Source organism: Acidovorax sp. DMC1 (genome assembly GCF_056314325.1).
Map to the genome: position 1 here is coordinate 309883 of NZ_JBQUYO010000004.1, position 25756 is coordinate 335638.

Consider the following 25756-nt stretch of genomic DNA (forward strand, 5'->3'; position numbering starts at 1 on the left):
CCTGCCCTGCATTCGATTTCCATCCAGAGGAGCACCCCATGAGCAGCATCAACTACAGCGAGAAGATCCCCAACAACGTCAACCTCGGCGAAGACCGCACGCTGCAGCGCGCGCTTGAAGGTTGGCAGCCCAACTTCATCAACTGGTGGGACGACGTGGGCCCTGAGGGATCGACCAACCATGAGGTTTATCTGCGTACCGCCGTGAGCGTGGACCCGAATGGCTGGGCACAGTTTGGCCATGTGAAGATGCGCGACTACCGCTGGGGCATCTTTCTGAACCCTGGCGATACCAACCGCGAAATCCACTTTGGCGACCACAAAGGCGAAAAAGCCTGGCAAGACGTGCCCGGCGAACACCGCGCCAACCTGCGCCGCATCATCGTGACCCAGGGTGACACGGAGCCAGCCTCGGTAGAGCAGCAGCGCCACCTGGGCCTGACGGCGCCCAGCATGTACGACCTGCGCAACCTGTTCCAGATCAATGTGGAAGAGGGCCGTCACCTGTGGGCCATGGTGTACCTGCTGCACAAGCACTTTGGCCGCGACGGCCGCGAAGAAGCTGAAGCGCTGCTGCAACGCCAGTCCGGCGACGAGAACAACCCGCGCATCCTGGGCGCGTTCAATGAAAAGACGCCGGATTGGCTGGCGTTTTTCATGTTCACCTATTTCACTGATCGCGACGGCAAGTTCCAGCTCTCGGCGCTGGCAGAGAGCGCCTTTGACCCACTGGCGCGCACCACCAAGTTCATGCTGACCGAAGAGGCCCACCACATGTTTGTGGGCGAGAGCGGCATCTCGCGCGTGCTGTCGCGCACTGCGCAGGTGATGAACGACCTCAAGACCGATGACCCTGCGCAGGTGCGTGCAGCGGGCGCCATCGACCTGCCCACCATCCAGCGCTACCTCAACTTCCACTACAGCGTGACCATCGACCTGTTCGGCGCAGACCAGTCGAGCAACGCCGCTACCTTCTACAGCTCGGGCCTCAAGGGTCGCTACGAAGAAGGCAAACGCACCGACGACCACGTGCTCAAGGGTCAGACGTACAAGGTGCTGGAGGTCAAGGACGGCCAGTTGCTGGAAAAAGAAGTGCCCATGCTCAACGCGCTGAACGAAGTGCTGCGCGACGACTTCATCAAGGACTCCATGGCGGGCGTGGGCCGGTGGAACAAGGTGCTGGAGAAAGCGGGCGTTCCCACCCGCCTGGTGGTTCCTCACAAGGCCTTCAACCGCCAGATCGGCGCGCTGGCTGGCATCAAGATGTCGCCCGACGGCCGCGTGGTGAGCGAGGCGGAATGGACCGCACGCAAGGCCGAATGGCTGCCCACGCCCGAAGACTTTGCGTTTGTGGCGTCGTTGATGGGCCGCGTGGTCGAGCCGGGCAAGTTCGCCGGCTGGATCGCGCCCCCTGTCATGGGCATCAACCGCCAGCCGGTGGATTTCGAGTACGTGCGTTTCAATTGACCCCTGCTGAGCCTGAGCCGCCAGCGCCCGCCTCTCCCAGGGGTGTCCCGGCGCCTGCGGCCAGGCACAACGGTTTTGCTCTGTATCGACTGAAGCCAGCCAACGCATGCAAGGTCACAGCACCCGTCGACAGACATTGCACGAAGAACGACTATGGAAACCCACACGCTGATCGACAACGGCATCCTGAAGCAGCACCTGATCGACCCGGAGATCTGCATCCGCTGCAACACCTGCGAAGCCACCTGCCCGGTCAATGCGATCACGCACGACGACAACAACTACGTGGTGCGGGCAGATGTGTGCAATGGCTGCATGGCCTGCATATCGCCCTGCCCCACGGGTTCCATCGACAACTGGCGCGCGGTGCCGGTGGGCAGGGCCTACAGCATTGAAGAGCAGTTCAGCTGGGAAGAATTGCCCGGCGAGCTCGCGCCCCACGAACTGGTTGCAGCAGGTGCAGAACCCGCCACAGCGGCGGCAGCACCAAAGCCAGCCGTTGAGGCCCCGGCAGAGCCGGGCACGCAGGTGTTTCGGTCTGCCCAGTACGGAGCCACGGTACCGCCCTGGTCCGCAGCACATCCGTACACCAATCTGTTTCCACCCAAAAACCCGACCACAGCCACCGTGGTCGGCAACTTCAACTGCACCGAGGCGGGTTTTGAGAGCGAAACCCACCATGTGGTGCTCGACTTCGGCAGCATGCCGTTCCCTGTGCTGGAAGGGCAATCGATTGGCATCATCCCGCCGGGCACCGATGCGCTTGGCAAGCCGCACCACGCGCGCCAATACTCGGTGGCCAGCCCACGCAACGGTGAACGCCCCGGATACAACAACCTAGCGCTGACCGTGAAGCGCGTGACCGTGGACCACGATGGCAACCCTGTGCGTGGCGTGGCCTCCAACTATGTGTGCGACCTGAAGGTGGGCGACAAGGTGCAAGTGGTGGGGCCGTTCGGCAGCAGCTTCCTCATGCCCAACCACCCGCGATCGCACATCGTGATGATCTGCACCGGTACCGGCAGCGCTCCCATGCGCGCCATGACCGAGTGGCGGCGCAGGCTGCGCAACAGCGGCAAATTCGAAGGTGGCAAGCTCCTGCTGTTCTTTGGTGCACGCACGCAGCAGGAACTGCCCTACTTCGGCCCCCTGCAAAGCCTGCCCAAAGACTTCATCGACATCAACCTGGCTTTCTCCCGCACGCCCGGGCAGCCCAAGCGCTACGTGCAAGACCTGATGCGCGAGCGCGCCGCCGATCTGCTGGCCTTGCTGCGCGACGACAACAGCCACTTCTACGTCTGCGGCCTCAAGGGCATGGAAGAAGGCGTGGTGATGGCACTGCGTGACATAGCGCAAGAGGCAGGGCTGAGCTGGGAGACCCTGGGCGCGACGCTGCAGCGCGAAGGCCGACTGCACCTGGAAACCTATTAAGGCCGTAAAGGCCTTGGCCTGAGGTCTCTCTCTAATTCAAGCCCTGGAGCCTCCAAAAGGCCCAGCGGCTGGGCCTCTGGGCGCTGCATGGCGCTCTTTCCGTCGTGTAACAGCTGCAACGCCGGACGCTGACCGGCCGACCGGCCTTTCGTTCCTGCGAAAATAGCGGGCTTTGCCTACGGGGACCCGTTCCCTCCTGCACGCGCCGCCGGACCATCCCGCTCGGCCGTGCCCACCCAGTGCACAGCCTTCGCGGGATGACCCAACACCACCGACTCAACAGCTCACCCCTCGTGGTCCTGCTCCAGCAATGGACGCGGGAAGCCAGTGAGCGGGCCGCGCGTCCGGTGCCAGCCGTCAAGCCCCCCGATGTGGCAGAGCAGCTGAGCCAATGGCTGGGAACCGTGGACGCCGTCCAGCTCAGCCGGGCGCTGCACGCGATCGAGACCCTGCCATCGCAGGCAGGCAGTGCACAACGCCCACCCATGGTGCTGAACATGACGGCACTCGCCGGCCTGGTAGCGAAGGTTCGGGCCGATCTCGAAGGCCAGCTGACCACCAGGCCCGCTGCACCCAAACCGCTGCGGGCCCGGGCGGACAACACGCCCGTGGAGCTGCCGGACCCGATGGTGGAAACGGAATTCGCCACCCATGCGCCACGCTATCTGGACCTGCAAAAGCAGATGGAGCTGCGGCTGCAGCCCCTGAGGGCGCAAGTGCGCCAGACGATCGCACAGGGCACACCCAGGTTGCGCCAGGTAGCGGCGCTGGACGCCGTCATGGAGCACATGCTGGCACCGCGTGAGCAACGGCTGTGGGCCTTGCTCCCCGCGCATCTGGAGCGCCGACTGGCGCACCGCCATCGGCAACACCAGCATCGGCTGACCGGCCAGGGGCTGACCGATGAGCCTGCGCGCTGGCGGCAGGCAGGAGGCTGGCTGTGGGCCTTCGAACGCGACATGCAGGCTCTGCTCACCGCAGAGCTGCAAACGCGCATGGAACCGATCACGGGACTGCTGGAAGCGGCCCAGAACGACACGACAGGACAACAGGAATGAACAAGAGTGTGATGACAGCCATCTTTGCCACAGGCCTCGCGGCCGCTGGCTGGGTGGGCTGGGGTTTTATAGGCCACAGCCCGCTGGCACTGGCAATGACGGTGATGATCGCCGCCACCTACCTGCTGGGAGCCTGGGAGCTGATGCGGTATCGCACAGCCACCGCCTCGCTGACGCGCGCACTGCAGTCCCGACAAGAGCCTCCTGCGCTGGAGGCCTGGCTGGAAAGCCTGGACCCGGCACTACGCCACCCGGTTCGGCAACGCATCGAAGGCGAGAGAGTGGCCTTGCCGGGCCCAGCGCTCACGCCCTATCTGGTGGGACTGCTGGTGATGCTGGGCATGCTGGGCACCTTTGTGGGCATGGTGGTGACGTTCCACGGTGCGGTGTTCGCCCTGGAGGCCTCTGGCAACCTGGAATCCATCCGCAACGCACTGGCTGCGCCCATCAAGGGACTGGGCCTGTCGTTTGGGACGTCCGTCGCGGGGGTGGCTACGTCGGCCGCGCTGGGCCTGTTGTCCGCCCTGAGCCGCCGTGAACGGCTGCAGGCGGTCCGCCAGCTGGATGCACGCATCCCCACGCTGTTCCGTGCCTTCTCTTCCGCTCAACGGCGAGAGGACACACTGCAGGCCCTGCAAGCGCAGGCCCAGGCCCTACCGCTGATTGCCGACCGCCTGCAAGCCATGATGGAGGGGCTGGAGCGCCGCCACAGCCAGCTCAACGACCAGCTGCTGGCGCAACAGCAGGGGTTTCACAAAGAGGCCTATGCCGCCTACACCCAATTGGCGCAGGCCGTGGGCGCATCGCTGCAAGACAGCCTGAGCACCAGTGCCCAGCAGGCCACTGCCGCCATGCGCCCGGTGGTGGAACAGGCCATGGCGACGCTGGCACAAGAGTCCCAGCGCACCCACGAGCGGCTGCGAGAACACACCAGTCAGCAGCTGCAAAATCTCAGCGCGCAATGGGAGGGCACCGCACGCAAGGTGGCCGACACCTGGGCCCAGGCGCTCGACCAGCAGACGAACACGCAGGGCGCACTGGCAACCCAGTTCGAGGGCGCATTGCAAACACTCACGCAGGCTTTTGACGACCGCTCGAAATCCCTGGTGGACTCCCTGCACGCATCAGCCGCACAGCAACAGGCCGCCCAGGCGGAGGTGGACCAACGGCGACTGCAAGGCTGGGAGCACACCATGCAGGACATGGCCCGCAACCTCGCCGCTGAATGGCAGCGTGCAGGCACCCACACCCTTACCCAACAGCAGGAGGTGGGCCAGGCCTTGGAGCGCACAGCACAGCAGATGGACCAGCAATTGCAGGCCACCACCCAGGCCTTTGCACAGCAGGCCGAAGCACTGGTCACCACGCTGCAAGCCACCGTGACCGAAGCCCACGCTGCACAACGGTCTGCGGACGCGCAGCGGCTTGCCGACTGGACCCAGTCCATGCAACAGATGGCTCAGACAATCAGCGGCGAATGGCAGAGCGCCGGGACACAGACTGCGGAACAACACCAGGCCACCAGCGCGGCACTCGCCCAGGCAGCTCAGCAGATCGAACACCGCCTGCAGACCGCCAACAGCGCCTTCGAACAACGCTCAGAGGCCCTGCTGGCTGTGTTGCAAGCCACAGCCGCCGATGCCCAGCAGGCACAGCGCGACGCCGACATGCAACGGTTGGCAGACTGGAGCCAGTCCCTGGAGAACCTGGCGCACACGCTCAGCGCCGAATGGCAGCGCGCCGCCACCCAGACCGTGGAACAACAACGCGCCCTGGTGCAGACGCTGGAGGAGACTGCCACACAGGTGAGCCAGCAACTGAACGCCCAGGTGGAACGCACCTTGGGCAGCACCACTGCGCTGATGGAGCAATCCGACGCGCTGCTGCGCACACGCATCGACACCGAAGCCCAGTGGGTGCAAGCCCAGGGCCAGCGCATGGAGGCACTGACCCAGGTGTGGCGCGATGAGCTGGTCGCCCTGCGCGATGCCGAAGCCGTGCGCGGCCAGGCGGCCGTGGACCGCCTGGAGACCCTGCAAGCCGCCGTGGCAGAGCACCTGGCCACCCTCGGCGCTGCGCTGGAAGCACCGCTCACGCGCCTGCTGCAGACCGCCTCCGACGTGCCACAGGCGGCAGCCGAAGTCATCACCCAGTTGCGGCAGGAAATGACGCGCTTGGGCGAACGCGACAACCTCGCACTGGCCGAGCGCACGGCCATGACGCACCAGTTGGGCACACTGCTGCAATCCGTGAACGATGCTGCTGTGCAGCAGCGCGCGGCCATTGACGCCCTGGTGGGCTCGGCCGCCCAGGTACTGGAGCAGGCGGGCCAGCAATTTGCGCAGGCCCTGGGCGCACAGGCAGACAAGGTGGACGAGGTCGCTGCGCAAGTGGCAGCCAGCGCCATCGAATTGTCCAGCCTCGGTGAATCCTTCCAGCACGGCGTGGGCCTGTTCAGCGCCAGCAACGACAAGCTGGTGGAGAGCCTGCAAGGCATGGAGGGCGCGCTTCGCGAGTCAATGGGCCGCAGCGACGAGCAGCTGGCCTACTACGTGGCACAGGCCCGCGAGGTGATTGACCTGAGCATCAGCGCACAACAAGGCATCGTGGAAGACCTGCGCCGACTCCATGGCCGTGCCACGGCAGAACAAGGGGTGCCTGCGTGATCGGCGTGGACGACACTCTGGACGACGCTACCGACCAGACAGCCCCGGTGTGGGCCGTCTTCGGCGATCTGATGGCGGGGCTGCTGGGTGCTTTTGTGTTGATCCTCGTCGGCGTGCTGGTGGTGCAGATTGACCTGGTGGCCAGCCTGCAGCAAGAAGTGCAAAAGCGCCAGATGGAAGAGCAGCGGCGCATGGCGCTTGAAAAGGCGTTAGCCGTTCCGCTGGCTGCTGGGCGCGTGACGGTGAACAACGGACGCATTGGCATCAGCGGCAGTGTGCTGTTTGCCACTGGCTCTGACGAACTGCGTGCCGAGGGACGGCAGTTGCTCAAAAGCCTGGTCCAGCCGCTGGGGGTGTATTTGCGCGAGCGCGATGAAATGCTCATGGTCAGTGGCTTCACCGACAACACCGCGTTGCTGCGCGGCAGCCAGAAACGTTTTGCGGACAACCTGGAGCTGTCGGCCCAGCGCGCACTCACCGTGACCCGGGCGCTGATTGACGAAGGCATGCCGTCGTCCCAGGTGTTCGCGGCCGCCTTTGGTGCCGAACAACCCGTGGCCGACAACAGTGACGAAAGAGGCCGTGCACAAAACCGCCGCGTGGAGATGGCGCCCGTCCCCAAGGCCGCGCCTCAACGGCCGGCCGAGCCCCCCCGAGCCCCATGACCGATCCCCGCCTGGAGACCTTGCGCGTAGCAGGCGCGCACCATCACGACCCCGTGCGTTTCCATTATCTGGAGGTGCTGGCACGCCGCCTGCCCGGCCAACCGCCCGCCGTGCAGCGGCTGCTGACTCACAAGTTGGAAGCCGCACTGGCGAGCTACCCCCAGAAGCCGCCCCGTACCACGGCATCAACCCGCCACGAACGCCATGCCAATGCGGGCTCCGCGCTGGCACAACTGAATCAGTCCTTGGGAATGCCCCGGCACAGCGCTGCTGTGGGCGACCCGTTTGCGGTGGACAACGCTCCATTGCCCGCGCTCAAAAGCGTGCACCAGTTCAGCAAGGCCTGGTCTCACATCGCCGCGGAGCAGCAAGTGGTGCAGGCCCTGCACCGAGGGCCGGAGAATGCGGGCCCCCTCAACGCGCACAAGCTGGTGCTGCGCTCCCTCAGCCTGATGCGCACCCTGTCTCCAGACTATCTGCGCCACTTCATGGCGCACATGGACACGTTGCTGTGGCTGGATCAGGCGAGCCACAAGCCTCCCACCCCCGCCCCCCGTCCAGCACGCAAGGCGCGCAGCAAGCCCTGACCCGCTGCGGCTGCCGCAAGGCATGCAGAGATCGCCGCTCAGTGCATTCAGATCTCAGTCCAATTATTTCGAATACCAGAATAGTCAATTAAATACTGAATAGTTTTTTCTTGAACACCGTCGGCGTACAGTTCATCCCATCGATGAGCCGAACCCGTCAGGCGACTCACCGAACCCGGAATGAAGTCATTTTTCGTCAACACTTTGTGCACTTCACGCCGGCTTTTTTTGAGACGCTTTTTTTATTCAAGGATTTGCATCATGAACAAGACCGTACGCTTCCTCTCCATCGCTGCTGTTGCCGCTTTCGCCTCGTTGGGCGCCCACGCTGATGAAGCCGATGCTTCGCAGTTCGCTACCCAATTCGAAACCCAGCGCACCCGCGCCGAAGTCCGCGCAGAGGCCGTGGTAGAAGCCAAAACACACAGCATGGAACCTGCTGGCTCGCGCGTTGCCACCTACCAATCCACCGCCGACCGCGCTGCCGTGCGTGCCCAGGCCGCAGAAGCCGTTCGCACGGGCCAGATCTCCCACGGCGAAATCGGCAACGCCATGTGATGCAAGCCGATGCGGGCGTTTCGGACGCCACCGCTTGGCGCATCCACTGCGGCTGAGCGAAGGCGTCATCGGTGCACCGCATCACATTGCATCGCCCCTGAACGAGCCCCCATTGCGGGGCTTTTTTCATGGGGCAATCTTTTGACGAATCCCAGCTGGGTCTGTCAGGACGGCCCCATGCGGCCCGACGAACGTTCCAGCAGGGTTTCCAGCACCTCGATACGGTGCCGATGCCGGGTGGTGATGGCGTAGAAATGCTCCTGCAGCCCGGCGGAGTAGCCCACCTTGACCAGGATGCCCGTGCGCAACTCGTCCTGAACCACCACCTCGGGCAGCACGGTCAGCCAGCCGCTGTCACGGGCGATCAGGCGCAGCATGGCCATGTCATCCACCTCGGCGCGCAATCGGGGCGTCACCCCGGCCGATGCACACAGGGCCTCAAACTGCGCGCGCAGCGCATGGCGGGGGCCAGGCAGCGCCACCTCCATGCCCTCTAGGTCTTCAGGTATGCGCAACGAGCGCGATTGCCACACGCTGGCAGGGCCGACCAGCGAGATGGACTGGCTGCCGAGAAATTGGCAGTGCAAGGGGCGCTCGGAGTCGGAAGGCACTGACTCATTGGCCAGCACCACGTCCAGCTGGTGCTGCACCAGGCGGGTAATCAACCCCTCCAGCAGTCCTGACTCCAGCGTCAGAACCACGGACGGGTCGGCCAGCAAGGGGCGGATCCAGTTCTCCTGGTAGTTGCGGGACAACGTTGCCACACTGCCCACACGCAGCCGGGTCACACCCGACGCGCTGCCCTGCAGGCGCCCAAGCATTTCCTGACCCAGCCCGAAGATGTTCTCGGCATATGCCAGCACCAATTGCCCGGTGTCGGTCAGCAGCAGGCGGCGGCCTTCTCGCAAAAAAAGCTCTTCGCCCAGGCGCTCTTCCAGCTGCCGGATCTGGGTGGACACCGCAGACTGGGACGTGTGGAGCTCTTGCGCTGCCTGGGTGAGGTGCCCCAGCTTGGCCACACGCCAAAAGTAGAACAGGTGGTTGAAGTTGAGTTGATCGAGTCTCATTGTTCTATTTTTAGTATTTTTTTGTTCTTTTCAATGTATTTTACAGAACAATAACCCCGCAGCATCATCGCCCCCAGTCTTGTTTCTGGAGGTTGAGTGATGCCATTTCTTCACGTTTTGTCCCACGCCAGCGCATGGGCACCGGGCATGGTCATGCTGGCCGCCATGGCGCTGGCGCTGTGCCACAAAGGCTCGGTTGCCACGTTGTGGCGCTGGATGCTGATCCTGTCCGGTACCGCGCTGGCGGGTTCTGTATTGGCGGCGATTGCGGCCATGGCTGGCATCGGCAGTCTGGACCTCGCAGGCTGGCTCAAGGCATCGCCAATGGGCTTGTGCATGGGTGTTCTGGTGCAACTGCTGGGCACCGTCATCGCAGCGTTTTCTGCGAGGTACCTGGAGGGAGAGCCCGGCCAGCCGCGCTACATGGCAGCACTGGCGGGTGTGCTGGCTGCCGTGCATATGCTGCTGCTGGCAGACCACTGGATCGTCCTGGCCATCGCCTGGGCTCTGGTGGGCTTTGCGCTGCAACACCTGCTGTGCTTCTACCCCGACCGGGCTTTTGCCAGCCTGGCCGCCCACAAAAAGCAGATGGCGGACCGGGTGGCCGACGTATTGCTGGTCGGTGCGGCGGCACTGGCCTGGCTGGAAGTCGGCAGCGGATCGTTGTCGGCCCTGTGGGCGCACATCGCACGCAGCGGCATGTCCCCGTTGCTGCACGCCAGCGCGGTGTTGCTGACCCTGGCCGTGATTTTGCGAACGGCCTTGTTGCCCGTACATGGCTGGCTGATCCAGGTCATGGAGGCGCCCACGCCGGTGTCTGCACTGCTGCACGCAGGCGTGGTCAACCTGGGCGGGTTCGTGCTGATACGGTTTGCACCTCTGCTGGAAAACGCAGCCACTGCCCGCGTCGTGCTGGTCATTTTTGGGCTGGGCACGGCCGTACTTGCTGGCATGGTGATGCTGACGCGCATCAGCATCAAGGTACGACTAGCCTGGTCTACCGTGGCGCAGATGGGGTTCATGCTGCTCGAATGCGGGCTGGGCCTGTACACACTGGCTGCGCTGCACCTCGTGGGCCACTCGTTGTACAAGGCCCATGTGTTTCTGTCGGCGTCCAACGCGGTTCGGCAAGCGCGGCTGCAGGCCATGCACAGCGCAACCCCGCCCACAGCCATCAGCCTGGCGCTGGCACCCGTCGCCGCGACGGCCACCGTGCTGCTGGTGCTGAACTTGGCGACGGATGCTCCCTGGCCCGCCTGGTGGTCTGCCGTGCTAGGGCTGGCCTGGGCACCGCTGCTCTGGTCGCCTCAAGGCCAGGCCAGCGCCAAGACTGCGGCCTGGCACAGCCTGGCCGGGCTGATGATGGTGGTGGGCCTCACCGCAGCAGCGGTTGCCATCCACCATGTGCCACTGGGCTTGCGCGATGCTCCGGCGCACGTGCTGGGGTGGCTGGCACTGATCGGACTTTTAGGCCTTTACCTCTTTCTGGCGCTGCTGCAAAGGCAGCCCTACATGCTGCGGACGTGGCGCCGGTGGAGCTATGCGGGGTTCTACATCGACGAGGCGTACACCCGGCTGGCCCTCTACATCTGGCCCACCGCCTGGACACCCCCTGCCCGGCGTGACGCTGTGCACCGTGTAGCAGGCCCCACGTTGCAAAGAGCCGCCCCCTGAACCGCACTGCACCCGGAGAACCCCATGATGGAATCACTGACCGAATGCCCCACCGAGGGGCTCGCGGCGCCAACGCCCACGCACGCCGCGCAGCACCCGGCATCGCACAACGACATCGACACCGCCTGCGCACAAGCGTGCCAGGCTATCGCACCGGCCTGGCCCCTGGACCGTGCCATTGCAGTCAACCCGCACTGGGCGCGCATCGGCATGCCGGTGCGCCGGGTGGCTGCGCGCATGGCAGCGCTGGGCGGCATTCAGGTCTTTCCCGGGCGCGATCGGCAACTGCAAGCGTGGACGGAAGGACGCATCAGCGCCCAGGACCTTGATCAGGCGATCCGCCAGGTGCCTCAGGCGCAAGCCTGCGGGTTGACTGCCGAAGACTGTGTACAGGCCCTGCACAGCACCCAGCCCGTGGAGCAATTGCCGCTGCTGATCGATGTGCTGGACAACGACCCCCACCGCCACACCCGCTTGTCCTGGCGCCAGGCCATCACCCACCAGGTGAGCCAGACTTGTGCCGCGTATTTCGACCAGACACAGGCGGACTGGCAGCCCCAGCGGTCCGAGGGCCTGTATGCGTTCTGGCGCGAGACTCTGCAGCACGACCACTCCATCGGCCTGCTGATGGGCTTGCCACACCTCGCCGAGGCCTTGGAGGCTCTGCCCGCCACCCGGGAAGACGCCGAACGCTGGGTACTGCACAGGCTGCGCCTTCCCAAGGCGGTGTGGCCAGACTATCTGGAGTCGGTGCTGCTGACGGTGAATGGCTGGGCTTCGTGGTGCGCCTATCTAGGCTGGCAGGCCCACCTGAACCAGACGACCGACCCGCACCTGCGGGAGTTGCTGGCGATCCGGCTGGCATGGGGTGCGGTTCTGCTGCATTGCAAGGACGATGCCGCAGGCACCCATGCCTTCCAGGCGCTGCAACAGGCATGGGGCCAGGCCCCAGCTTTGTTGCAACGGGCAGAGCAGGCTCTGCTGGTCGACGAAGTGTGGCAAGTAGCTCTGGAAGTCGGCTACCAGCGCCAACTGGCTCAGCGGCTGCTCGGTGCCGGCAGTGCCCCGCCCAACCAGCACGAGATTGAGGTGCAAGCCGCTTTTTGTATCGATGTGCGCAGCGAGCCACTGCGGAGGTCCCTGGAGGCCATTTGGCCCGCCGTACAGACCATCGGGTTCGCGGGATTTTTCGGCCTGCCCCTCGCCTACACACCGCTGGGCACCAGCGCTCGCACGCCCCACCTGCCGGGCCTGTTGGCACCCGCAGTAGAAGCCACTGACTGCATCGTGCCATCCACTGCGGGCGCGTTGAAGACCGATGCGACGCTGCAAGCAGCAGCGACCAACGCACGCTCCAGGCGCTTTGCGCTGGCCGACCAATGGCTGTCCGCCAGCCGCTGGCCGGGTGCGGCGTTCTCGTTCGTTGAGGCGGCGGGCGTGGGCTATGCGGGCAAGCTGGGCCAATGGCTGCGGCCCTCCCGGCAAGCCAGGGCCAACGATGCACTGGAAGGCCTGCCTACGCGCTATCGCCCCCTGTGCCGGCCCCAGCTCACGGGGCTGGACATCGGCGCCAAGGTGTCGCTGGCAACGCGGGTGCTGCGCTCCATGGGGCTGGACGGTTATCTGGCGCCCCTGGTACTGCTGGTAGGGCATGGCAGCCAGTCGGCCAACAACGCCCATGCGGCAGCGCTGGATTGCGGCGCATGCTGCGGCCAGACCGGCGAAGTCAGCGCCCGCAGCCTGGCACAACTGCTGAACGAACCTGCCGTGCGTACGGGCTTGGCGGAACAAGGCATCGCCATTCCGGAGTCCACAGCCTTCGTGGCGGCCCTGCACAACACCACAACCGATGAGATCGAGGGCTTTGACCTGGACCTGCTGCTCCCAGCCGCTCGCCAACGGTGGGACAGCCTGCAGCCGGTGCTGCACCATGCCAGTGACCAGGTCCGCAGAGAACGAGCACCGCACCTGCACATCGACCCACGGACACCGCACGACGATTTGCTGAAGCAATTGCGCAGGCGCGCCAACGATGGCGCCCAGACACGCCCGGAATGGGGCCTGGCGGGCAACGCAGCCTTCGTCATCGCGCCCAGGCACAGGACGCAGGGTGCTGCACTGCAAGGACGCAGCTTTCTACACGACTATGACGCCCAAAGAGACCCCGACGGCAGCCTGCTGGAGGCGCTCATGACCGCGCCCATGCTGGTCACCCACTGGATCAACTGGCAGTACCACGCATCCACCTGCGACCCCACACGCCTGGGGAGTGGCAACAAGGTGCTGCACAACGTGGTGGGCGGAAACATCGGCGTCTTTGAAGGCAACGGCGGCGATCTGCGCATCGGCCTGTCGCAGCAGTCGGTGCACGACGGGAAGCGCTGGGCCCACGAACCGCTGAGGTTGACCGTGGTGATTGATGCGCCTCGCCGGTCCATCGACGCAGTGATAAATCAGCATGCCGTCGTCAAGCAACTGGTGGACCACGGGTGGCTGCACCTCTGGCGGTGGGAAGGCGCCGACCTGATGCGCTATGACCATGGTGTCTGGGAGCCGCTGCACACGGAGAACTGGTGATGCACCCCAGTGCACGCCCCTATGCAGACCGCCGCATCGCCTTGCTGACCCAGCATGGCAAGGAGCGGGTAATCGCGCCCGCGCTTGAGCCGGGTCTGGGTTGCACGATTGAACATGTCAGCGGGTTCGATACCGACCTGCTGGGCACCTTCACCCGCGAAACGGCACGTGCGGGCTCGCAACTGGATGCAGCACGGCGCAAAGCCCGCAAGGGCATGGAGCTCTCCGGCCTCCATGCCGGCCTGGCCAGCGAGGGCAGCTTTGGCCCCGATCCGTTCACAGGAATGGTGCCCTGGAACGTGGAGCTGATCGCCTGGCTGGACGACCGCATGGGCATCGAAGTCGTCGGCATGGCACAAGGGCCTGCGCGCAGCGGGCACCTGCTGAGCGATGACTGGAGTGCCGTGGAGGCATTTGCGCAGCGCGAGGGCTTCCCGCAGCACCGGCTGGTGCTGCGCCCGGAGAGCCAGGACGACACCCGCATGCACAAAGGCATCGCGGACTGGGACCGGCTGCGGCACTGCTTCGATGCCTGCCAAGCCCAGGCCAGCAACCGCCAGGTCTTTGTGGAGACGGACCTGAGGGCCTTTGCCAACCCCACCCGCATGCGCCTCATCGAGCAAGCTGCGCAGGACTTGCTGCAGCGATTGCAGTCCAGCTGCCCGGCCTGCAACACCCCGGGTTACTGGGTCACCGAACGCATACCGGGGCTTGCCTGCTCTGCCTGCGGACGGCCTACCGCGTCCTGCCGCGCTGAGGTATGGTCGTGCCCACGGTGCGAATACCAATCCAGGGTGAACAAAGCCACGCGGGCATTGGCAGATCCTCGCCACTGCGCGTATTGCAATCCCTGACTTGCAATCACAGCGGTCCCGCGTTCAGCACAGTGGTTTGAACACTGACCGGCGAGGCATCACAAAGCAAACAACAACTGGCCAATCGATCAGTCAGTTGTAGGTAAAAAACGGGGTGTTCAACAGCTCACTCCACAGTAACGCTCTTGGCCAAATTTCGGGGCTTGTCCACATCCGTCCCCCGCGCACACGCCGTGTGGTACGCCAGCAGCTGCAGCGGCACCACGTGCAGCAACGGGCTCAGTGCGCCGTAGTGCTCAGGCATGCGGATCACGTGGATACCTTCGCTGCTTTCGATGTGGGTGTCGCCGTCGGCCAGCACGTACAGCACACCCGCGCGGGCGCGGACTTCCTGCATGTTGCTCTTGAGCTTTTCGAGCAGTGCGTCATTGGGCGCGACGGTGACCACCGGCATGGCGCTGGTCACCAGGGCCAGGGGGCCGTGCTTGAGTTCACCGGCCGGGTAGGCCTCCGCATGGATGTAGCTGATTTCCTTGAGCTTGAGTGCGCCTTCCAGCGCGATGGGGTAGTGCAGGCCCCGGCCCAGGAAGAGCGCGTTTTCCATGCGCGCAAAGTCTTCGGCCCAGCTGATGAGTTGGGGTTCAAGCGCCAGCACGGCCTGCAGGGCCACGGGCAGGTGGCGCATGGCCTTGAGGTGGGCGGCCTCCTGCTCTTCACTCAGGCGGCCCTTGCTTTGCGCCAGGGCCAGCGTCAGCAAGAAGAGGCCTGCCAGCTGCGTGGTGAAGGCCTTGGTGCTGGCCACGCCAATCTCAACCCCAGCGCGGGTGATGTAGGCCAACTTGCATTCGCGCACCATGGCGCTGGTGGCGACGTTGCAGATGGTGAGCGTGTGCTGCATGCCCAGGGACTGCGCGTGGCGCAGCGCGGCCAGGGTATCGGCCGTCTCGCCCGACTGGCTGATGGTGACGACCAGTGTGCGCGGGTTGGGCACGCTGGTGCGGTAGCGGTATTCGCTGGCCACTTCCACCTGGGTGGGGATGCCCGCGATTTCTTCGAGCCAGTATTTGGCGGTGCAGCCGCTGTAGTAGCTGGTGCCGCAGGCCAGGATGAGCACGTTGTCGATTTCCTTGAACACGCGCCAGGCAGCAGCGCCGGGCTCGCCATGCTGGCCTGCGCCATCAAACAGCTCGGGCACGATGCCGGCCAGGCCTTCCAGCGTGTCGGCAATCGCGCGGGGCTGCTCGAAGATTTCCTTTTGCATGTAGTGGCGATACGGCCCCAGCTCGGCCGCGCCGCTGTGGGCCTGCACGGTGCGCACGGGGCGCTGCTCGGTGGTCAGCGCATTGCCGTCCTTGCCCACGATCCAGTAGCGGCCCAGCTGCAGGTCCACCAGGTCGCCCTCTTCCAGGTAGACGATCTGGTCGGTGACGCCCGCCAGGGCCATGGCGTCGCTGGCCAGAAAGTGCTCGCGCGACGCAGATGCGCCAGCGGTGGCGTCCTTGCCCACGCCCAGGATCAACGGAGACCCGGCGCGTGCACCCACCACGCGGTGGGGTTCGTCCTTATGCATGACGGCGATGGCGTAGGCGCCGTGCAGTTCGGCCACGGTGGCCTGCACGGCTTCGAACAGGTCGCCGCTGTAATGGCTGTCCACCAGATGGGCGATGACCTCCGTGTCGGTCTGGCTCGCAAACACATAGCCGCGTGCCTGCAGTGCCTTGCGCAGTTCTTCGTGGTTCTCAATGATGCCGTTGTGCACCAGCGCCACGCGGCCTGCGCCTTGGACCTGCGCGTCTGCGCCCGTGCCGTGGCTGAAATGCGGATGGGCGTTGTGCACGGCGGGCGCGCCGTGCGTGGCCCAGCGGGTGTGGGCGATGCCGGTGGCGCCGTCGATGTGCTCGGTGCTCACCTGCTCCAGCAGCTCGGCCACGCGGGCGGTGCTGCGGGCGCGCTGCAGGCCGGCAGGGCGCCTGGCGTCGAGGCTGGACGCATGCACGGCCACACCGCAGGAGTCATAGCCCCGGTATTCAAGCCGCTGCAGGCCCTGCACGAGGATGGGAACGATGTTGCGCGTGGAGACTGCGCCGACGATGCCGCACATGGTGGTTGCCTTTGGTTGGAATGTGATGGGATGCGGCGATGGTAGGCAGCGTCACAAAAAATTATTGATTGATATTTGCAGCAACATGAACTTTAATTTCACTAATAATCAATGTTGAAATTTTTGTTCATTTTCTGACCTCCAATGGAATCCATATCGCTCGATGCAATTGACCTGCAGCTGCTCAACCTGTTGCAGACCGATGCCGCGCAGAGCAACCAGGCCCTGGCCGAACAGGTGCACGTGTCGCCCCCCACCTGCCTGCGCCGCGTCAAGCGCCTGCACGATGCGGGGCTGATCGAGCGGCAGGTGGCCATCCTGCAGCCCGACCGACTGGCAGCGCTGCAGGGCCATGGGCTGGGGTGCATCGTGGAGGTGTCGCTGGACCGCCAGGGCGCAGAACAACTCGACGCGTTCGAAGCCCGAGCCGTGCAGGAGGCTGCGGTGCAGCAGTGCTGGCGCGTGTCGCCGGGGCCCGACTTTGTGCTGGTGGTGCACACGCGGGACATGCCGGGATACCTGGCGCTGTCGCAGCGGCTGTTCACGGGCGACGCCAATGTGCGCAATGTGAAGGCATTCTTTGCAACCCGCCGGGCCAAATTTGAGACAAAAGTACCGGTAGCGCTAGATTGATATGCCTTAGCCGCTATCAGTTTGTTAGCAAACTCAACTGAATGCTCACCGGCGCCCTCTCACCACCTCGCCCCGCAGCCCCGCCCCTGACAGGCCCGGCAGCGCATCCCACAACCCAGCAACGTCATCCATGCGACTGATGGGAATGGACCACGGTCATTTCTTGCTGGTATCGCCTGACCGGGCGTTGTAAGCTCCCCCGCACTTTCAACCTACCTGGCCGGTGGATGCCCGCGTGGCAGCACCGCCCTTCTCCTGCACCCCCATGCCGACGCCCCGCCGCCAGATGCCACGCCGCATCTACCCCTTGCGCATCCTGGGCATGGGGCTGGGCGGCATGGTGGTGGCGGTGGTGCTGTGGGAGCGCCAGGCGTCCGCAGCAGCCTGGGTGGCGCTGCTGCTGCCAACACTGGTGTGGCCGCATGTGGCCTACCTGCTCACCCGCCGCGCGGCCGACCCGTACGCCGCCGAGGTGCGCAACCTGCTCATCGACTCGGCGCTGGTCGCTGCGCTGGTGCCGCTGATGCACTTCAACTTGCTGCCCAGTGTGATGTTGCTCACCTTGACCATGGTGGACAAGATCACGACCGGCATCCGGGGGCTGTGGGTGCGCGCCCTGTGGGTGATGCTGGCGGCCGGTGTGGCCAGCACTGCGGTCATGGGGCTGCACTGGGCGCCCGAGACCTCCATGCGCGTGATGGTGGCCTGCCTGCCGGTGATGTCGCTGCACACGTTGTCGGTCAGCGCCGTGAGTTACCAGCTCATCCGGCAGTCTGCGCGCCAGAACCAGATGCTGGACGAACTGCGCCGCGTGGACGCGCTGACCGGCCTGTTCGGGCGCGGCCACTGGCAAGAGCAGGCAGAGGCCGCACTGCGCCGCCACCACACCACCGACGAGCCCGCCTGCATGCTGATGCTGGACATCGACCATTTCAAGGAGATCAACGACGCCTACGGCCACACCGTAGGCGATGAGGTCATCCGCGCGCTGGCGCATGTGGTGCGGGGCAACGTGCGCGCCGGCGACTGCGCGGGGCGCTACGGTGGGGACGAATTCGCCATCGTACTGCCCGGCATGCATGCGCGCGACGCCCTGGCCATTGCCCAGCGCATTCGCGAGCAGACGGAAGGTGTGCGCCTGCGCAGCCTGCCCGAACTGCGCATCACCAGCAGCATCGGCGTGGCCCCGGCCGACCACCGCCACAGCAGCCTGCGTGCGTGGATCGACGCGGCCGACGCAGCGCTGTACGTCGCCAAGAACGGCGGACGCAATCAGGTGGCGGGGTGCATGGAGCCAGCGCTGGTACCAGCGGTGTAGCAGCCAGCACTGCGGCCGGCGTCAGGGCTCGTTGGCGGCTGCAGGGTTCACCGGCCACTGCACCCGCACCGTGCAACCAGCGCCCGGCACCGCCGTCGCGCTGACCTCTGCGCCGTGGCGCTGCGCAATGGCGCGGCACAGTGCGAGCCCCGCGCCCACCCCCTCGAACTCCGTCTCGCGGTGCAGGCGCTGGAACACGCCGAACAAGCTGCCCGCGCGCGCCGGGTCAAAGCCCACGCCGTTGTCCTGCACCGTGAAGGCGAGCTGGCCCGCCGATGCGGCATCCGCCAACACCGTGATGCACGGCTGGGCCACGGGGCGGGTGAACTTGAGGGCGTTGCCCAGCAACTGCACCAGCAGATCCTGCAGCAGCGCGGGGTCGGCTTGCAGCGTGGGCAGGTCGGCGCCCACGCGCCATTCCACAGCGCGCCCCGCTTCGGCCGGGGCCAGTGTGGTGCGCGCCTGGGCAACAGCATCGGCCAGCGGCACAGGCTGAAGACGCAGCGGGGCCCTACTGGCGCGCACCAGGGCTTGCAGCCCATCGATCATGAGCCCCATGCGGCGGGCAGACTGGTCCATGGTGGCGAGGAAGCCCAGCGCTTCTTGCACCTCGGCACCCTGCACCACCTCGGGCGGCAAGTCGCCCAGCACCTCGCGCACCAGCGTGCCGTACGACGTCACATGCCGCAGCGGCGCACGCAGGTCGTGCGAGACGGCGCGCAAGAACTCCTCCTGCGCCGCCGCCATGTCGGCCACCTGCTGCTGGCTGCGGGCCAGTTCGGCGCGCAAACCCTGCAACTGCTGCAGTTCGTGATCGGGGCTAGCGTCTGGGGCGCTCATGGCTTGGGTTGTTTGGCGGGGCGACTCCAGTTGGCAATGCTTACCTGCTTGCCCCGCGCCACGCTCAGCGCGCCGGGCGCCGTGCTCTTGGTGATGGTGCTGCCGCCCCCCACCGTGCCGCCTGCACCGATGGTCACGGGCGCCACCAGCACGCAGTTGCTGCCGACGTGCACATCGGCCTCGATCACCGTGCGGTGCTTGTTGGCGCCATCGTAGTTGGCGGTGATGCTGCCCGCGCCGTAGTTCACGCGTTCGCCCACGGTGGCGTCGCCCAGGTAGGCCAGGTGGTTGGCCTTGGCGCCGTCGGCCAGCGTGCTGTTCTTCACTTCCACAAAGTTGCCGATGTGCACTTCGCGGCCCAGTTGCGCGCCGGGGCGCAGGCGGGCAAAGGGGCCAATCAGCGCGCCCTCGCCCACCGTGGCACCAGCCTTTTCGCCGTCGATGTGGGTATAGGGGTGGATGACTGCGCCTGCCGCAATGCGTGCGTTGGCGATGCAGCAGTTCGCGCCAATGCTCACGCCCTCGCCCAGTTCCACGCGGCCGGTGAAGACGCAATTCACGTCAATCTCCACGTCCTGGCCACAGACCAGTTCGCCGCGCACGCCAGTGCGGGTGTCGTCGCGCAGGTCAAAACGGGCCGGGTCGGCCAGGCGCACACCTTGCTCCATCAAGGCGCGGGCCTGACGCAGTTGGTGGGCACGCTCCAACTCGGCCAGTTGCAGCGGGCTGTTGACGCCCGCCACCTGCAGCGCGTCGGTGATGCGGTGGGCCACCACGGGCACGCCGTCGGCCACGGCCATGGCGACGATGTCGGTGAGGTAGTACTCGCCCTGGGCGTTGTTATTGGTCAGCCGCGCCAGCCAGGGCGTGAGCCGCCGCGCGGGCACGGCCATGATGCCGCTGTAGACCTCGGTGATGGCGCGCTGGTCTTCGGTGGCGTCCTTGTGCTCGACGATGCCTTGCACGGCGCCGTCGGCGTTGCGCACGATGCGGCCGTAGCCCGTGGGGTCGGGCAGGGTCACCGTCAGCAGGGCCAGCTTGTCGCCTTCGCTGACCGCCACCAGCGCGCGCAGGGTGTCGGCCTGCGTCAGCGGCACATCCCCCGACAGCACCACGGCCGTGCCGTCGTCCCGCAGGTGGGGCACGGCTTGCTGCACGGCATGGCCGGTGCCCAGTTGTGGCTCCTGCCGCACGAATTTCAAGTCAAAAGTGCTGGTAGCGCTAGTCGCGCTTGCGGTAGCTGCTTCTACTTCTGTAGCACCATGGCCGGTGATGACGATGGCGCTGCGTGCCTGCAGGTGCGCGGCCTGGTCCAGCACGTGGTGCAGCAGCGGGCGCCCGGCCAGGCGCTGCAGCACTTTGGGGATGCGGCTTTTCATGCGCGTGCCTTTGCCGGCCGCCATGATGAGGATGTCGATTGGGGTCATGAAAATGGAAGGGAGGTTGCGCAGCACAAGCCCGGCGCGCGGGCATTGACTCGATTATCGGCTGCGGCCCATGGAGCGCAAAATGCTACATAAACAATAGCTGCCAGCGCATGATTGACTATCGCTTGCGGCCTATTTGAACCAAAACCTGGCGCTACAACAGCGGCATCAGCCGGGGCGGCGTGTCGTAGTACTCGGCAATGCGCGCCAGCGCGCGGGTGTTGAGCAGGCGCAGCCGCCCGTTTTTCAGCTCGTGCAGGCCCAACTGGGCCAGGCGCCGCAGCGTCTTGTTGGTGTGCACCAGCGACAGCCCGAGCGCATCGGCAATGTGCTGCTGGTTGAGCGGAAAGCCCACCGAACCATCTTCCACCAGCCCGATGCGGTCCAGCCGCCGGTACAGGTGCATCAGCAGCATGGCCACGCGCTCGGTGGCGTTGCGGCGGCCGGCGGTGAGCAGGTTGTCGTCTACATGGCCCTCCTCGTGCGCCGACAGCCAGGTGATGTCGTAGCCCAGGCGAGGATGCTCGCGGAACAGCGCCCACAGGCTGTCGTTCTGGAACACGCACAGCGAGCAGTCGGTCAGCGCCTCGATGCCGTGCGCCGATACATCACCAAACTCCTGCTGCAACCCGACCAGATCGCCGGGCAGCAAGAAGTTGAGGATCTGGCGGCGCCCGTCGCTCAGCGTCTTGTAGCGAAACGCCCAGCCGGAATACAGCGTGAACAGCTTGGCGTTGGTCTGGTTCTCGCGCACCAGCGCACCGCCGGCTTCCACCGCCATGGTCTCGCTGCGAAAGCCCTGGATGAAGTCCAGCACCTCCGGCTTCACGGCGGTGAATGCACTGGTCTTGCGCAGCCGGCAATTGGTGCAGGCCGGAGGACAGACATGGGCGGGCAAGGTGGCGTTCATGAAGGAGCGATTCTAGGGACGGGAATCATGCCGAAACAGCTCGTTGCAACAAAGCTGCACGCGATGTGCCATCGCTGTCGCCTCTATGTCTTTTGACATTGCGCGGGCACCTTGCGCCCCCTACATTGGGCTGCATCTATGAATCTATCCCCCGCCCTGTACGAGGTGCTCTACGTGAGCACCATCGCCCCCGATCAACCGCTGAGCGTGGTGGCCGAAATTGCGGGGCGCGCGCGCTTTGTGAATGCCGAACTGGACATCACGGGCCTGCTGATCTTTGACGGACAGCGCTTTTGCCAGCAGCTGGAGGGCCCGCAAAAAGCCGTGCTCAAGCTCATCGAGCGCATCCGCAACGACCCCCGCCACATCAACGTCGAGGTGTTGCACCACGGCCCTCTGGCGGGGCGGCGATTCCAGCACTTCAGCCTGGCATTCAGCACCGTGGAAGACGTAGATGCACTGGCCCGCATGGAACTGCTGGATGGGGATGCGGCGCTCGCCGCGTTCGAGGCCGTGCGGGGCGAGCTGGTGCTCTGACCCGCCGCCTCGCACCGCTTTCAACTAAGAGCGGCTAACAAAACACAGCGAAGCGGTTCTGGCCAGGCGCTGTGTCGCAGGCAGTACGAGCAGTACGACAAGACACAGCAACGACGCCAGAAGAGTTTTGTTAGCCGCTCTAAACCATTCCTAGGTCCAGCGCCGCAGGATCAGCGTAGCGTTGACGCCGCCAAACCCAAAGCCGTTGAGCATGGCATGCGTCAGGGCCATGGGCCGGGGCCGCAGCGCCACCAGGTCCAGCCCCTCGGCCAACGCATCGGGCTGGTGCAGGTTCAGCGTGCCGGGCACCACCTGGTCGCGCAGCGCCAGCGTCGTGAAGATGGCGGCCACCGCGCCTGCTGCGCCCAGCAGGTGCCCGGTGGCCGACTTGGTGGAGCTGATGGCCACCGGCGCGTTCGCACCAAACACCCGCCGGATGGCGGCCAGCTCGCCCCGGTCGCCCACGCCGGTGGAGGTGGCGTGCGCGTTCAGATGCTGCACGTCCTGAGCCGTGAGGCCCGCCTGCGCCAGCGCGGCCTGCATGCTGCGCGCGGCGCCGTCACCGTCTTCGGGGCCGGAGGTGATGTGGTACGCGTCGGCCGACGTGCCGTAGCCCACCAGCTCGGCCAGCGGCGTGGCGCCGCGCGCCAGCGCGTGGTCCAGCGCCTCGATCACCAGCATGCCAGCGCCTTCGCCCATCACAAAGCCGTCGCGCTGCGCATCGAACGGGCGTGAGGCCTGCTCGGGTGTGTCATTGAACGCTGTGCCCAATGCCTTGGCCGCTGCAAAGCCGCCCAGGCTCACGCGGTCGATGGCGGCCTCGCTGCCCCCGCACACGGCCACATCGGCCTCGCCGCTGCGGATCAGGCGCACGGCGTCGCCAATCGCCTGCACGCTGGCGGCGCACGCGGTGACCGGTGCGCCCAGCGGCCCCTTGAGCCCGTGGCGGATGGACACCTGCCCCGCCGCCAGGTTGACCAGGAACGACGGCACCGTGAACGGCGACAGGCGCTGCGGCCCGCGCGTGTCCGTGGTGCGCACGGCCTCGGCAATCGCGCCAAAGCCGCCGATGCCCGAGGCGATGACCGTGGCGGTGCGCTCGCGTGCCCGCTCGTCGGCTGGCGGCCAGCCTGCCTGGGCCAGCGCCTGTTGCGCAGCGCCCAGGGCAAAGGGGATGAAGCGGTCCATCTTGCGCTGGTCCTTGGACGAGACGATGGCGTCCACATCCCAGCCGCCCTCGGGGTCTTGCGCCACGTCGGGCACCTGCCCCGCGACCTTGGCAGCAATGCCCTCGGTCACCGCGTCCGGCAGGCGCGACAGGCCGGAGCGCCCGGCCAGCAGGCGCTGCCAGGCCAGCTCTACACCGCAGCCCAGCGGCGACACCAGGCCCATGCCCGTGACCACCACGCGGCGCATCAGGCCACTCCCTTGTTGCTACACACACCACTTGCTCTTTGCATGGATTCACCTCGTCAGACAGTTGGGCGCAGCGGTTCTGCCCCTTTATGATTGCAACCATCATCATAAACCGCAAACCCATTTTTGCGTACGACTCTAATCAATAAGAGGCTTCCATGAAGGTTTCCAAAGCACAGGTCGCAGAGAACCGGCAGGGCATCCTGGACGCAGCAGCCCGTCTGTACCGCGAGCGGGGGCTGACCGGTGTGGGCGTGGCCGACATCACGCGCGATGCCGGGCTCACGCATGGCGGGCTGTACCGGCATTTCGCCTCCAAAGAAGCGCTGGTGCAGGAGGCGTGCACCAAGGCGTTCGACTGGTCCATCCCCGTGCTGGACGGCGAGCGGCCCCACGCCACGGTGAGTGACCGCGTCCGGCGCTACCTCTCACACGAACACCGCGACGCGCCGGGCTCGGGCTGCCCCGTGGCCGCGCTGGCGGTGGACGCCGCGCGGGCGGGCGGGGGGGTGTCCGAAGTGTTTGCCCAGGGTATCGAGCGCAACATCCAGCGGTTTACCCAGTTGCTGGCCGACAGCACTGCCGATGCGAGCGGCAGCGCCGCCCCATCGCCCCAAGACCGCGCCCGCGCCATCCATGTGCTGGCCACCATGGTCGGCGGGATGGTGCTGGCGCGCGCCACCGCAGCGGCCCAGCCTGCGTTGTCGAACGAGCTGATGGTGACGCTGCAGACGCAGCTGACGGACTGGCTGGAAGACGACACCCCCAGCCCTTCGGACCGATAAAAAAAGGACTGCCAGCGCCTGTTCAACAAGCACCGGCAGCCCTTCGAGAGTCACATCACCGGGGGCAAGGCGCCCCTGGAATCAGATCAGGCGCAGCAGGCGTCGCCCCAAGCAGGCGCCCCATTGCCCACCGACGCACGGCGCCACCAGGCGGCAGGGCGAGCATCGGCGGCATCGCCGCGCACCCAGCGGTACTGCAGGCGGCGGCCGTTCAGGGGTTCGACCACCACCGACTGGCCGGCCGCCACGGGCAGCGACTGACCTGCGCACAGGAACATGTCGCTGCCGTCGCCAAGACCCTGGCCCAGCGTGACCCAGGCCTGGCCTTCGGCAATGCGCAGGGTCATCGCGGCCTTGGGGGCCAGGGTGACGGCGGCGCCTGCGGCCACCTGCCCCGCCTCACCGGCGGCAGCGCCCGTGGCGCGGGAAGATGCAAACAGATGCAAAGCGTGAGAGGTTGTCATGGCTTTCTCCGGGTTAACCCTAATATGACCGTATGGTGCGCCGGTTGCAGAACAACGTCCAATGAAAAGCACGGCACCGATTGATGCTTTTCCTGCATGAGCCGCTCAAACGGTTCTGCGCTGTAGCGGTGCTGCTATCCGAAGCAGAGCAAACCGGGCCAGGCCAGCGGCAAACCGGCCCCCAGCGCCCGCCACACCGGCCAGCGCCGTGCCCAGCGCACGCCCACCCTGCACCAGCGCCTGTCCCAAGTCGCGCAGCGGCTGTACCACGCCACATTCCCAGTCCCGGGCGGCCTGGCTGGCGGGCCTTGTCAGCGCAGAGGCTGGCAGCGCATCCCAGCGGAAGGCCACGGCCTCCGCGCTGCCCTGGTGGTTCCACGCCTCCATCACCACATGCTGCCCCGGCGCAACCGTCAGCTGTTCGCCCGGCTGCAGCACATGGTCCACCGCGGCGCCCGGCAGGTCCGCCAATGCGCCGCGCAAGGTGACCCACGCCTGCCCCTGGGCGATCTGCAGCACGCCATGGGAGTTGGGCCGCAAGGACAAGGCTTGGCCTGTAGCCAGTTTCCAGCAACCGGCCGCGCGACGGCCAGCCGTGGCGGCGTGGACGGATTGTTGCGATTCCAGAACGTTGCGGGCGGACATGACAGGCTCCTTGGCTTCAGCAAAACGTGTTGAGGAGCCTGAATGGTGCGCCTTGCACCGTACACAGTCCAATGAAAACGCGGTACGCTATTCATTCCATCGACGCATGAATCATC

22 protein-coding genes are annotated in these 25756 nt (G+C 65.8%); 14 read left to right on the forward strand and 8 right to left on the reverse strand.

Annotated features, from left to right (window positions below):
- The first annotated feature begins 38 nt into the window (after positions 1 to 38).
- The 7 genes from boxB to ACT531_RS11520 all read left to right on the forward strand — a co-directional run bounded on the left by boxB (position 39) and on the right by ACT531_RS11520 (position 8431).
- The gene (boxB, locus tag ACT531_RS11490; protein ID WP_060985649.1) at positions 39 to 1466 is read left to right on the forward strand and encodes a benzoyl-CoA 2,3-epoxidase subunit BoxB; all 1428 of its coding nucleotides are present in this window, start codon (positions 39 to 41) and stop codon (positions 1464 to 1466) included.
- Between the two features lie 153 nt (positions 1467 to 1619).
- Positions 1620 to 2897 carry a benzoyl-CoA 2,3-epoxidase subunit BoxA gene (gene boxA / locus ACT531_RS11495; RefSeq protein WP_476017505.1) on the forward strand — a complete coding sequence of 426 codons (1278 nt, stop codon included), beginning with the start codon at positions 1620 to 1622 and terminating at the stop codon, positions 2895 to 2897.
- Positions 2898 to 3154: 257 nt separating this feature from the next.
- Positions 3155 to 3955, forward strand: coding sequence for a DUF3348 family protein (locus tag ACT531_RS11500; protein ID WP_476017506.1), 801 nt, complete (start codon positions 3155 to 3157; stop codon positions 3953 to 3955).
- Positions 3952 to 6621 (forward strand): DUF802 domain-containing protein, encoded by a 2670-nt coding sequence (locus ACT531_RS11505; RefSeq protein WP_476017507.1) that lies wholly within the window; start codon positions 3952 to 3954, stop codon positions 6619 to 6621. The genes ACT531_RS11500 and ACT531_RS11505 overlap by 4 nt, the downstream gene beginning before the upstream one ends.
- Positions 6618 to 7286, forward strand: coding sequence for an OmpA family protein (locus ACT531_RS11510; protein ID WP_110960273.1), 669 nt, complete (start codon positions 6618 to 6620; stop codon positions 7284 to 7286). Before ACT531_RS11505 ends, ACT531_RS11510 begins: the two co-directional genes overlap by 4 nt.
- Complete coding sequence (locus ACT531_RS11515; protein ID WP_476017508.1) at positions 7283 to 7873, forward strand: DUF2894 domain-containing protein; 591 nt, start codon at positions 7283 to 7285, stop codon at positions 7871 to 7873. The genes ACT531_RS11510 and ACT531_RS11515 overlap by 4 nt, the downstream gene beginning before the upstream one ends.
- A gap of 261 nt (positions 7874 to 8134) precedes the next feature.
- Positions 8135 to 8431 carry a DUF4148 domain-containing protein gene (locus ACT531_RS11520; protein WP_015015694.1) on the forward strand — a complete coding sequence of 99 codons (297 nt, stop codon included), beginning with the start codon at positions 8135 to 8137 and terminating at the stop codon, positions 8429 to 8431.
- 164 nt (positions 8432 to 8595) lie between these two features.
- Here the strand turns inward: ACT531_RS11520 and ACT531_RS11525 are convergent, their stop codons facing one another.
- A complete protein-coding gene (locus ACT531_RS11525) occupies positions 8596 to 9498 on the reverse strand; it encodes a LysR family transcriptional regulator (RefSeq protein ID WP_015015695.1) in 903 nt (300 codons plus the stop codon).
- A gap of 99 nt (positions 9499 to 9597) precedes the next feature.
- On the opposite strand from ACT531_RS11525, the gene ACT531_RS11530 reads away from it, so the two are divergent.
- From ACT531_RS11530 to ACT531_RS11540, 3 genes are read left to right on the forward strand one after another with little or no spacing between them, the layout of a single operon-like run.
- Entirely contained in the window at positions 9598 to 11172 is a 1575-nt protein-coding gene (locus tag ACT531_RS11530) for an NADH-quinone oxidoreductase subunit L (RefSeq protein WP_476017509.1), read from the forward strand.
- A gap of 24 nt (positions 11173 to 11196) precedes the next feature.
- Positions 11197 to 13749, forward strand: coding sequence for a YbcC family protein (locus tag ACT531_RS11535; RefSeq protein ID WP_476017510.1), 2553 nt, complete (start codon positions 11197 to 11199; stop codon positions 13747 to 13749).
- Positions 13749 to 14603: a DUF6671 family protein gene (locus tag ACT531_RS11540; RefSeq protein WP_476017511.1), complete on the forward strand. Its 855-nt coding sequence runs from the start codon at positions 13749 to 13751 to the stop codon at positions 14601 to 14603. Before ACT531_RS11535 ends, ACT531_RS11540 begins: the two co-directional genes overlap by 1 nt.
- Positions 14604 to 14730: 127 nt before the next feature.
- On the opposite strand, the gene glmS is transcribed toward ACT531_RS11540, so the two are convergent.
- Positions 14731 to 16665 (reverse strand): glutamine--fructose-6-phosphate transaminase (isomerizing), encoded by a 1935-nt coding sequence (gene glmS / locus ACT531_RS11545; RefSeq protein WP_476017512.1) that lies wholly within the window; start codon positions 16663 to 16665, stop codon positions 14731 to 14733.
- A gap of 144 nt (positions 16666 to 16809) precedes the next feature.
- Between glmS and ACT531_RS11550 the strand changes: the two genes are divergently transcribed.
- Both ACT531_RS11550 and ACT531_RS11555 read left to right on the forward strand, forming a co-directional pair.
- Positions 16810 to 17298: an Lrp/AsnC family transcriptional regulator gene (locus tag ACT531_RS11550; protein ID WP_476017513.1), complete on the forward strand. Its 489-nt coding sequence runs from the start codon at positions 16810 to 16812 to the stop codon at positions 17296 to 17298.
- Positions 17299 to 17563: 265 nt separating this feature from the next.
- On the forward strand, positions 17564 to 18616 hold the full coding sequence (locus tag ACT531_RS11555; RefSeq protein ID WP_476017514.1) for a diguanylate cyclase: 1053 nt from the start codon (positions 17564 to 17566) through the stop codon (positions 18614 to 18616).
- A 21-nt stretch (positions 18617 to 18637) separates the two neighbouring features.
- On the opposite strand, the gene ACT531_RS11560 is transcribed toward ACT531_RS11555, so the two are convergent.
- From ACT531_RS11560 to ACT531_RS11570, 3 genes are all read right to left on the reverse strand, one after another.
- Positions 18638 to 19456 (reverse strand): sensor histidine kinase, encoded by an 819-nt coding sequence (locus tag ACT531_RS11560; protein WP_476017515.1) that lies wholly within the window; start codon positions 19454 to 19456, stop codon positions 18638 to 18640.
- Complete coding sequence (glmU, locus tag ACT531_RS11565; protein WP_476017516.1) at positions 19453 to 20883, reverse strand: bifunctional UDP-N-acetylglucosamine diphosphorylase/glucosamine-1-phosphate N-acetyltransferase GlmU; 1431 nt, start codon at positions 20881 to 20883, stop codon at positions 19453 to 19455. The genes ACT531_RS11560 and glmU overlap by 4 nt, the downstream gene beginning before the upstream one ends.
- A 154-nt stretch (positions 20884 to 21037) precedes the next feature.
- Complete coding sequence (locus ACT531_RS11570) at positions 21038 to 21793, reverse strand: Crp/Fnr family transcriptional regulator (RefSeq protein ID WP_476017517.1); 756 nt, start codon at positions 21791 to 21793, stop codon at positions 21038 to 21040.
- A 138-nt stretch (positions 21794 to 21931) separates the two neighbouring features.
- Here ACT531_RS11570 and ACT531_RS11575 point away from each other — a divergent pair, with 138 nt between their 5' ends.
- A complete protein-coding gene (locus ACT531_RS11575) occupies positions 21932 to 22330 on the forward strand; it encodes a BLUF domain-containing protein (protein ID WP_015015707.1) in 399 nt (132 codons plus the stop codon).
- Positions 22331 to 22480: 150 nt separating this feature from the next.
- Here ACT531_RS11575 and fabF read toward each other — a convergent pair whose 3' ends face one another.
- The gene (fabF, locus tag ACT531_RS11580; protein WP_476017518.1) at positions 22481 to 23746 is read right to left on the reverse strand and encodes a beta-ketoacyl-ACP synthase II; all 1266 of its coding nucleotides are present in this window, start codon (positions 23744 to 23746) and stop codon (positions 22481 to 22483) included.
- Between the two features lie 158 nt (positions 23747 to 23904).
- Here fabF and ACT531_RS11585 point away from each other — a divergent pair, with 158 nt between their 5' ends.
- A complete protein-coding gene (locus ACT531_RS11585; protein ID WP_476017519.1) occupies positions 23905 to 24531 on the forward strand; it encodes a TetR/AcrR family transcriptional regulator in 627 nt (208 codons plus the stop codon).
- 86 nt (positions 24532 to 24617) lie between these two features.
- On the opposite strand, the gene ACT531_RS11590 is transcribed toward ACT531_RS11585, so the two are convergent.
- Both ACT531_RS11590 and ACT531_RS11595 read right to left on the reverse strand, forming a co-directional pair.
- The gene (locus ACT531_RS11590) at positions 24618 to 24995 is read right to left on the reverse strand and encodes a DUF2917 domain-containing protein (protein WP_060985389.1); all 378 of its coding nucleotides are present in this window, start codon (positions 24993 to 24995) and stop codon (positions 24618 to 24620) included.
- Between the two features lie 105 nt (positions 24996 to 25100).
- Positions 25101 to 25640 carry a DUF2917 domain-containing protein gene (locus ACT531_RS11595; RefSeq protein WP_476017520.1) on the reverse strand — a complete coding sequence of 180 codons (540 nt, stop codon included), beginning with the start codon at positions 25638 to 25640 and terminating at the stop codon, positions 25101 to 25103.
- Positions 25641 to 25756 lie beyond the last annotated feature (116 nt).

Coding starts and splice junctions, on each gene's coding strand:
- ACT531_RS11530 (WP_476017509.1), top strand. CDS start 9,598: ATGCCATTTCTTCACGTTTTGTCCCACGCCAGCGCATGGGCACCGGGC.
- ACT531_RS11550 (WP_476017513.1), top strand. CDS start 16,810: ATGGAATCCATATCGCTCGATGCAATTGACCTGCAGCTGCTCAACCTG.
- boxB (WP_060985649.1), top strand. CDS start 39: ATGAGCAGCATCAACTACAGCGAGAAGATCCCCAACAACGTCAACCTC.
- ACT531_RS11535 (WP_476017510.1), top strand. CDS start 11,197: ATGATGGAATCACTGACCGAATGCCCCACCGAGGGGCTCGCGGCGCCA.
- ACT531_RS11585 (WP_476017519.1), top strand. CDS start 23,905: ATGAAGGTTTCCAAAGCACAGGTCGCAGAGAACCGGCAGGGCATCCTG.
- ACT531_RS11560 (WP_476017515.1), bottom strand. CDS start 19,456: ATGAGCGCCCCAGACGCTAGCCCCGATCACGAACTGCAGCAGTTGCAG.
- ACT531_RS11520 (WP_015015694.1), top strand. CDS start 8,135: ATGAACAAGACCGTACGCTTCCTCTCCATCGCTGCTGTTGCCGCTTTC.
- boxA (WP_476017505.1), top strand. CDS start 1,620: ATGGAAACCCACACGCTGATCGACAACGGCATCCTGAAGCAGCACCTG.
- ACT531_RS11555 (WP_476017514.1), top strand. CDS start 17,564: ATGCCGACGCCCCGCCGCCAGATGCCACGCCGCATCTACCCCTTGCGC.
- ACT531_RS11500 (WP_476017506.1), top strand. CDS start 3,155: ATGACCCAACACCACCGACTCAACAGCTCACCCCTCGTGGTCCTGCTC.
- ACT531_RS11570 (WP_476017517.1), bottom strand. CDS start 21,793: ATGAACGCCACCTTGCCCGCCCATGTCTGTCCTCCGGCCTGCACCAAT.
- glmU (WP_476017516.1), bottom strand. CDS start 20,883: ATGACCCCAATCGACATCCTCATCATGGCGGCCGGCAAAGGCACGCGC.
- fabF (WP_476017518.1), bottom strand. CDS start 23,746: ATGCGCCGCGTGGTGGTCACGGGCATGGGCCTGGTGTCGCCGCTGGGC.
- ACT531_RS11505 (WP_476017507.1), top strand. CDS start 3,952: ATGAACAAGAGTGTGATGACAGCCATCTTTGCCACAGGCCTCGCGGCC.
- ACT531_RS11590 (WP_060985389.1), bottom strand. CDS start 24,995: ATGACAACCTCTCACGCTTTGCATCTGTTTGCATCTTCCCGCGCCACG.
- ACT531_RS11575 (WP_015015707.1), top strand. CDS start 21,932: ATGAATCTATCCCCCGCCCTGTACGAGGTGCTCTACGTGAGCACCATC.
- glmS (WP_476017512.1), bottom strand. CDS start 16,665: ATGTGCGGCATCGTCGGCGCAGTCTCCACGCGCAACATCGTTCCCATC.
- ACT531_RS11515 (WP_476017508.1), top strand. CDS start 7,283: ATGACCGATCCCCGCCTGGAGACCTTGCGCGTAGCAGGCGCGCACCAT.
- ACT531_RS11540 (WP_476017511.1), top strand. CDS start 13,749: ATGCACCCCAGTGCACGCCCCTATGCAGACCGCCGCATCGCCTTGCTG.
- ACT531_RS11595 (WP_476017520.1), bottom strand. CDS start 25,640: ATGTCCGCCCGCAACGTTCTGGAATCGCAACAATCCGTCCACGCCGCC.
- ACT531_RS11525 (WP_015015695.1), bottom strand. CDS start 9,498: ATGAGACTCGATCAACTCAACTTCAACCACCTGTTCTACTTTTGGCGT.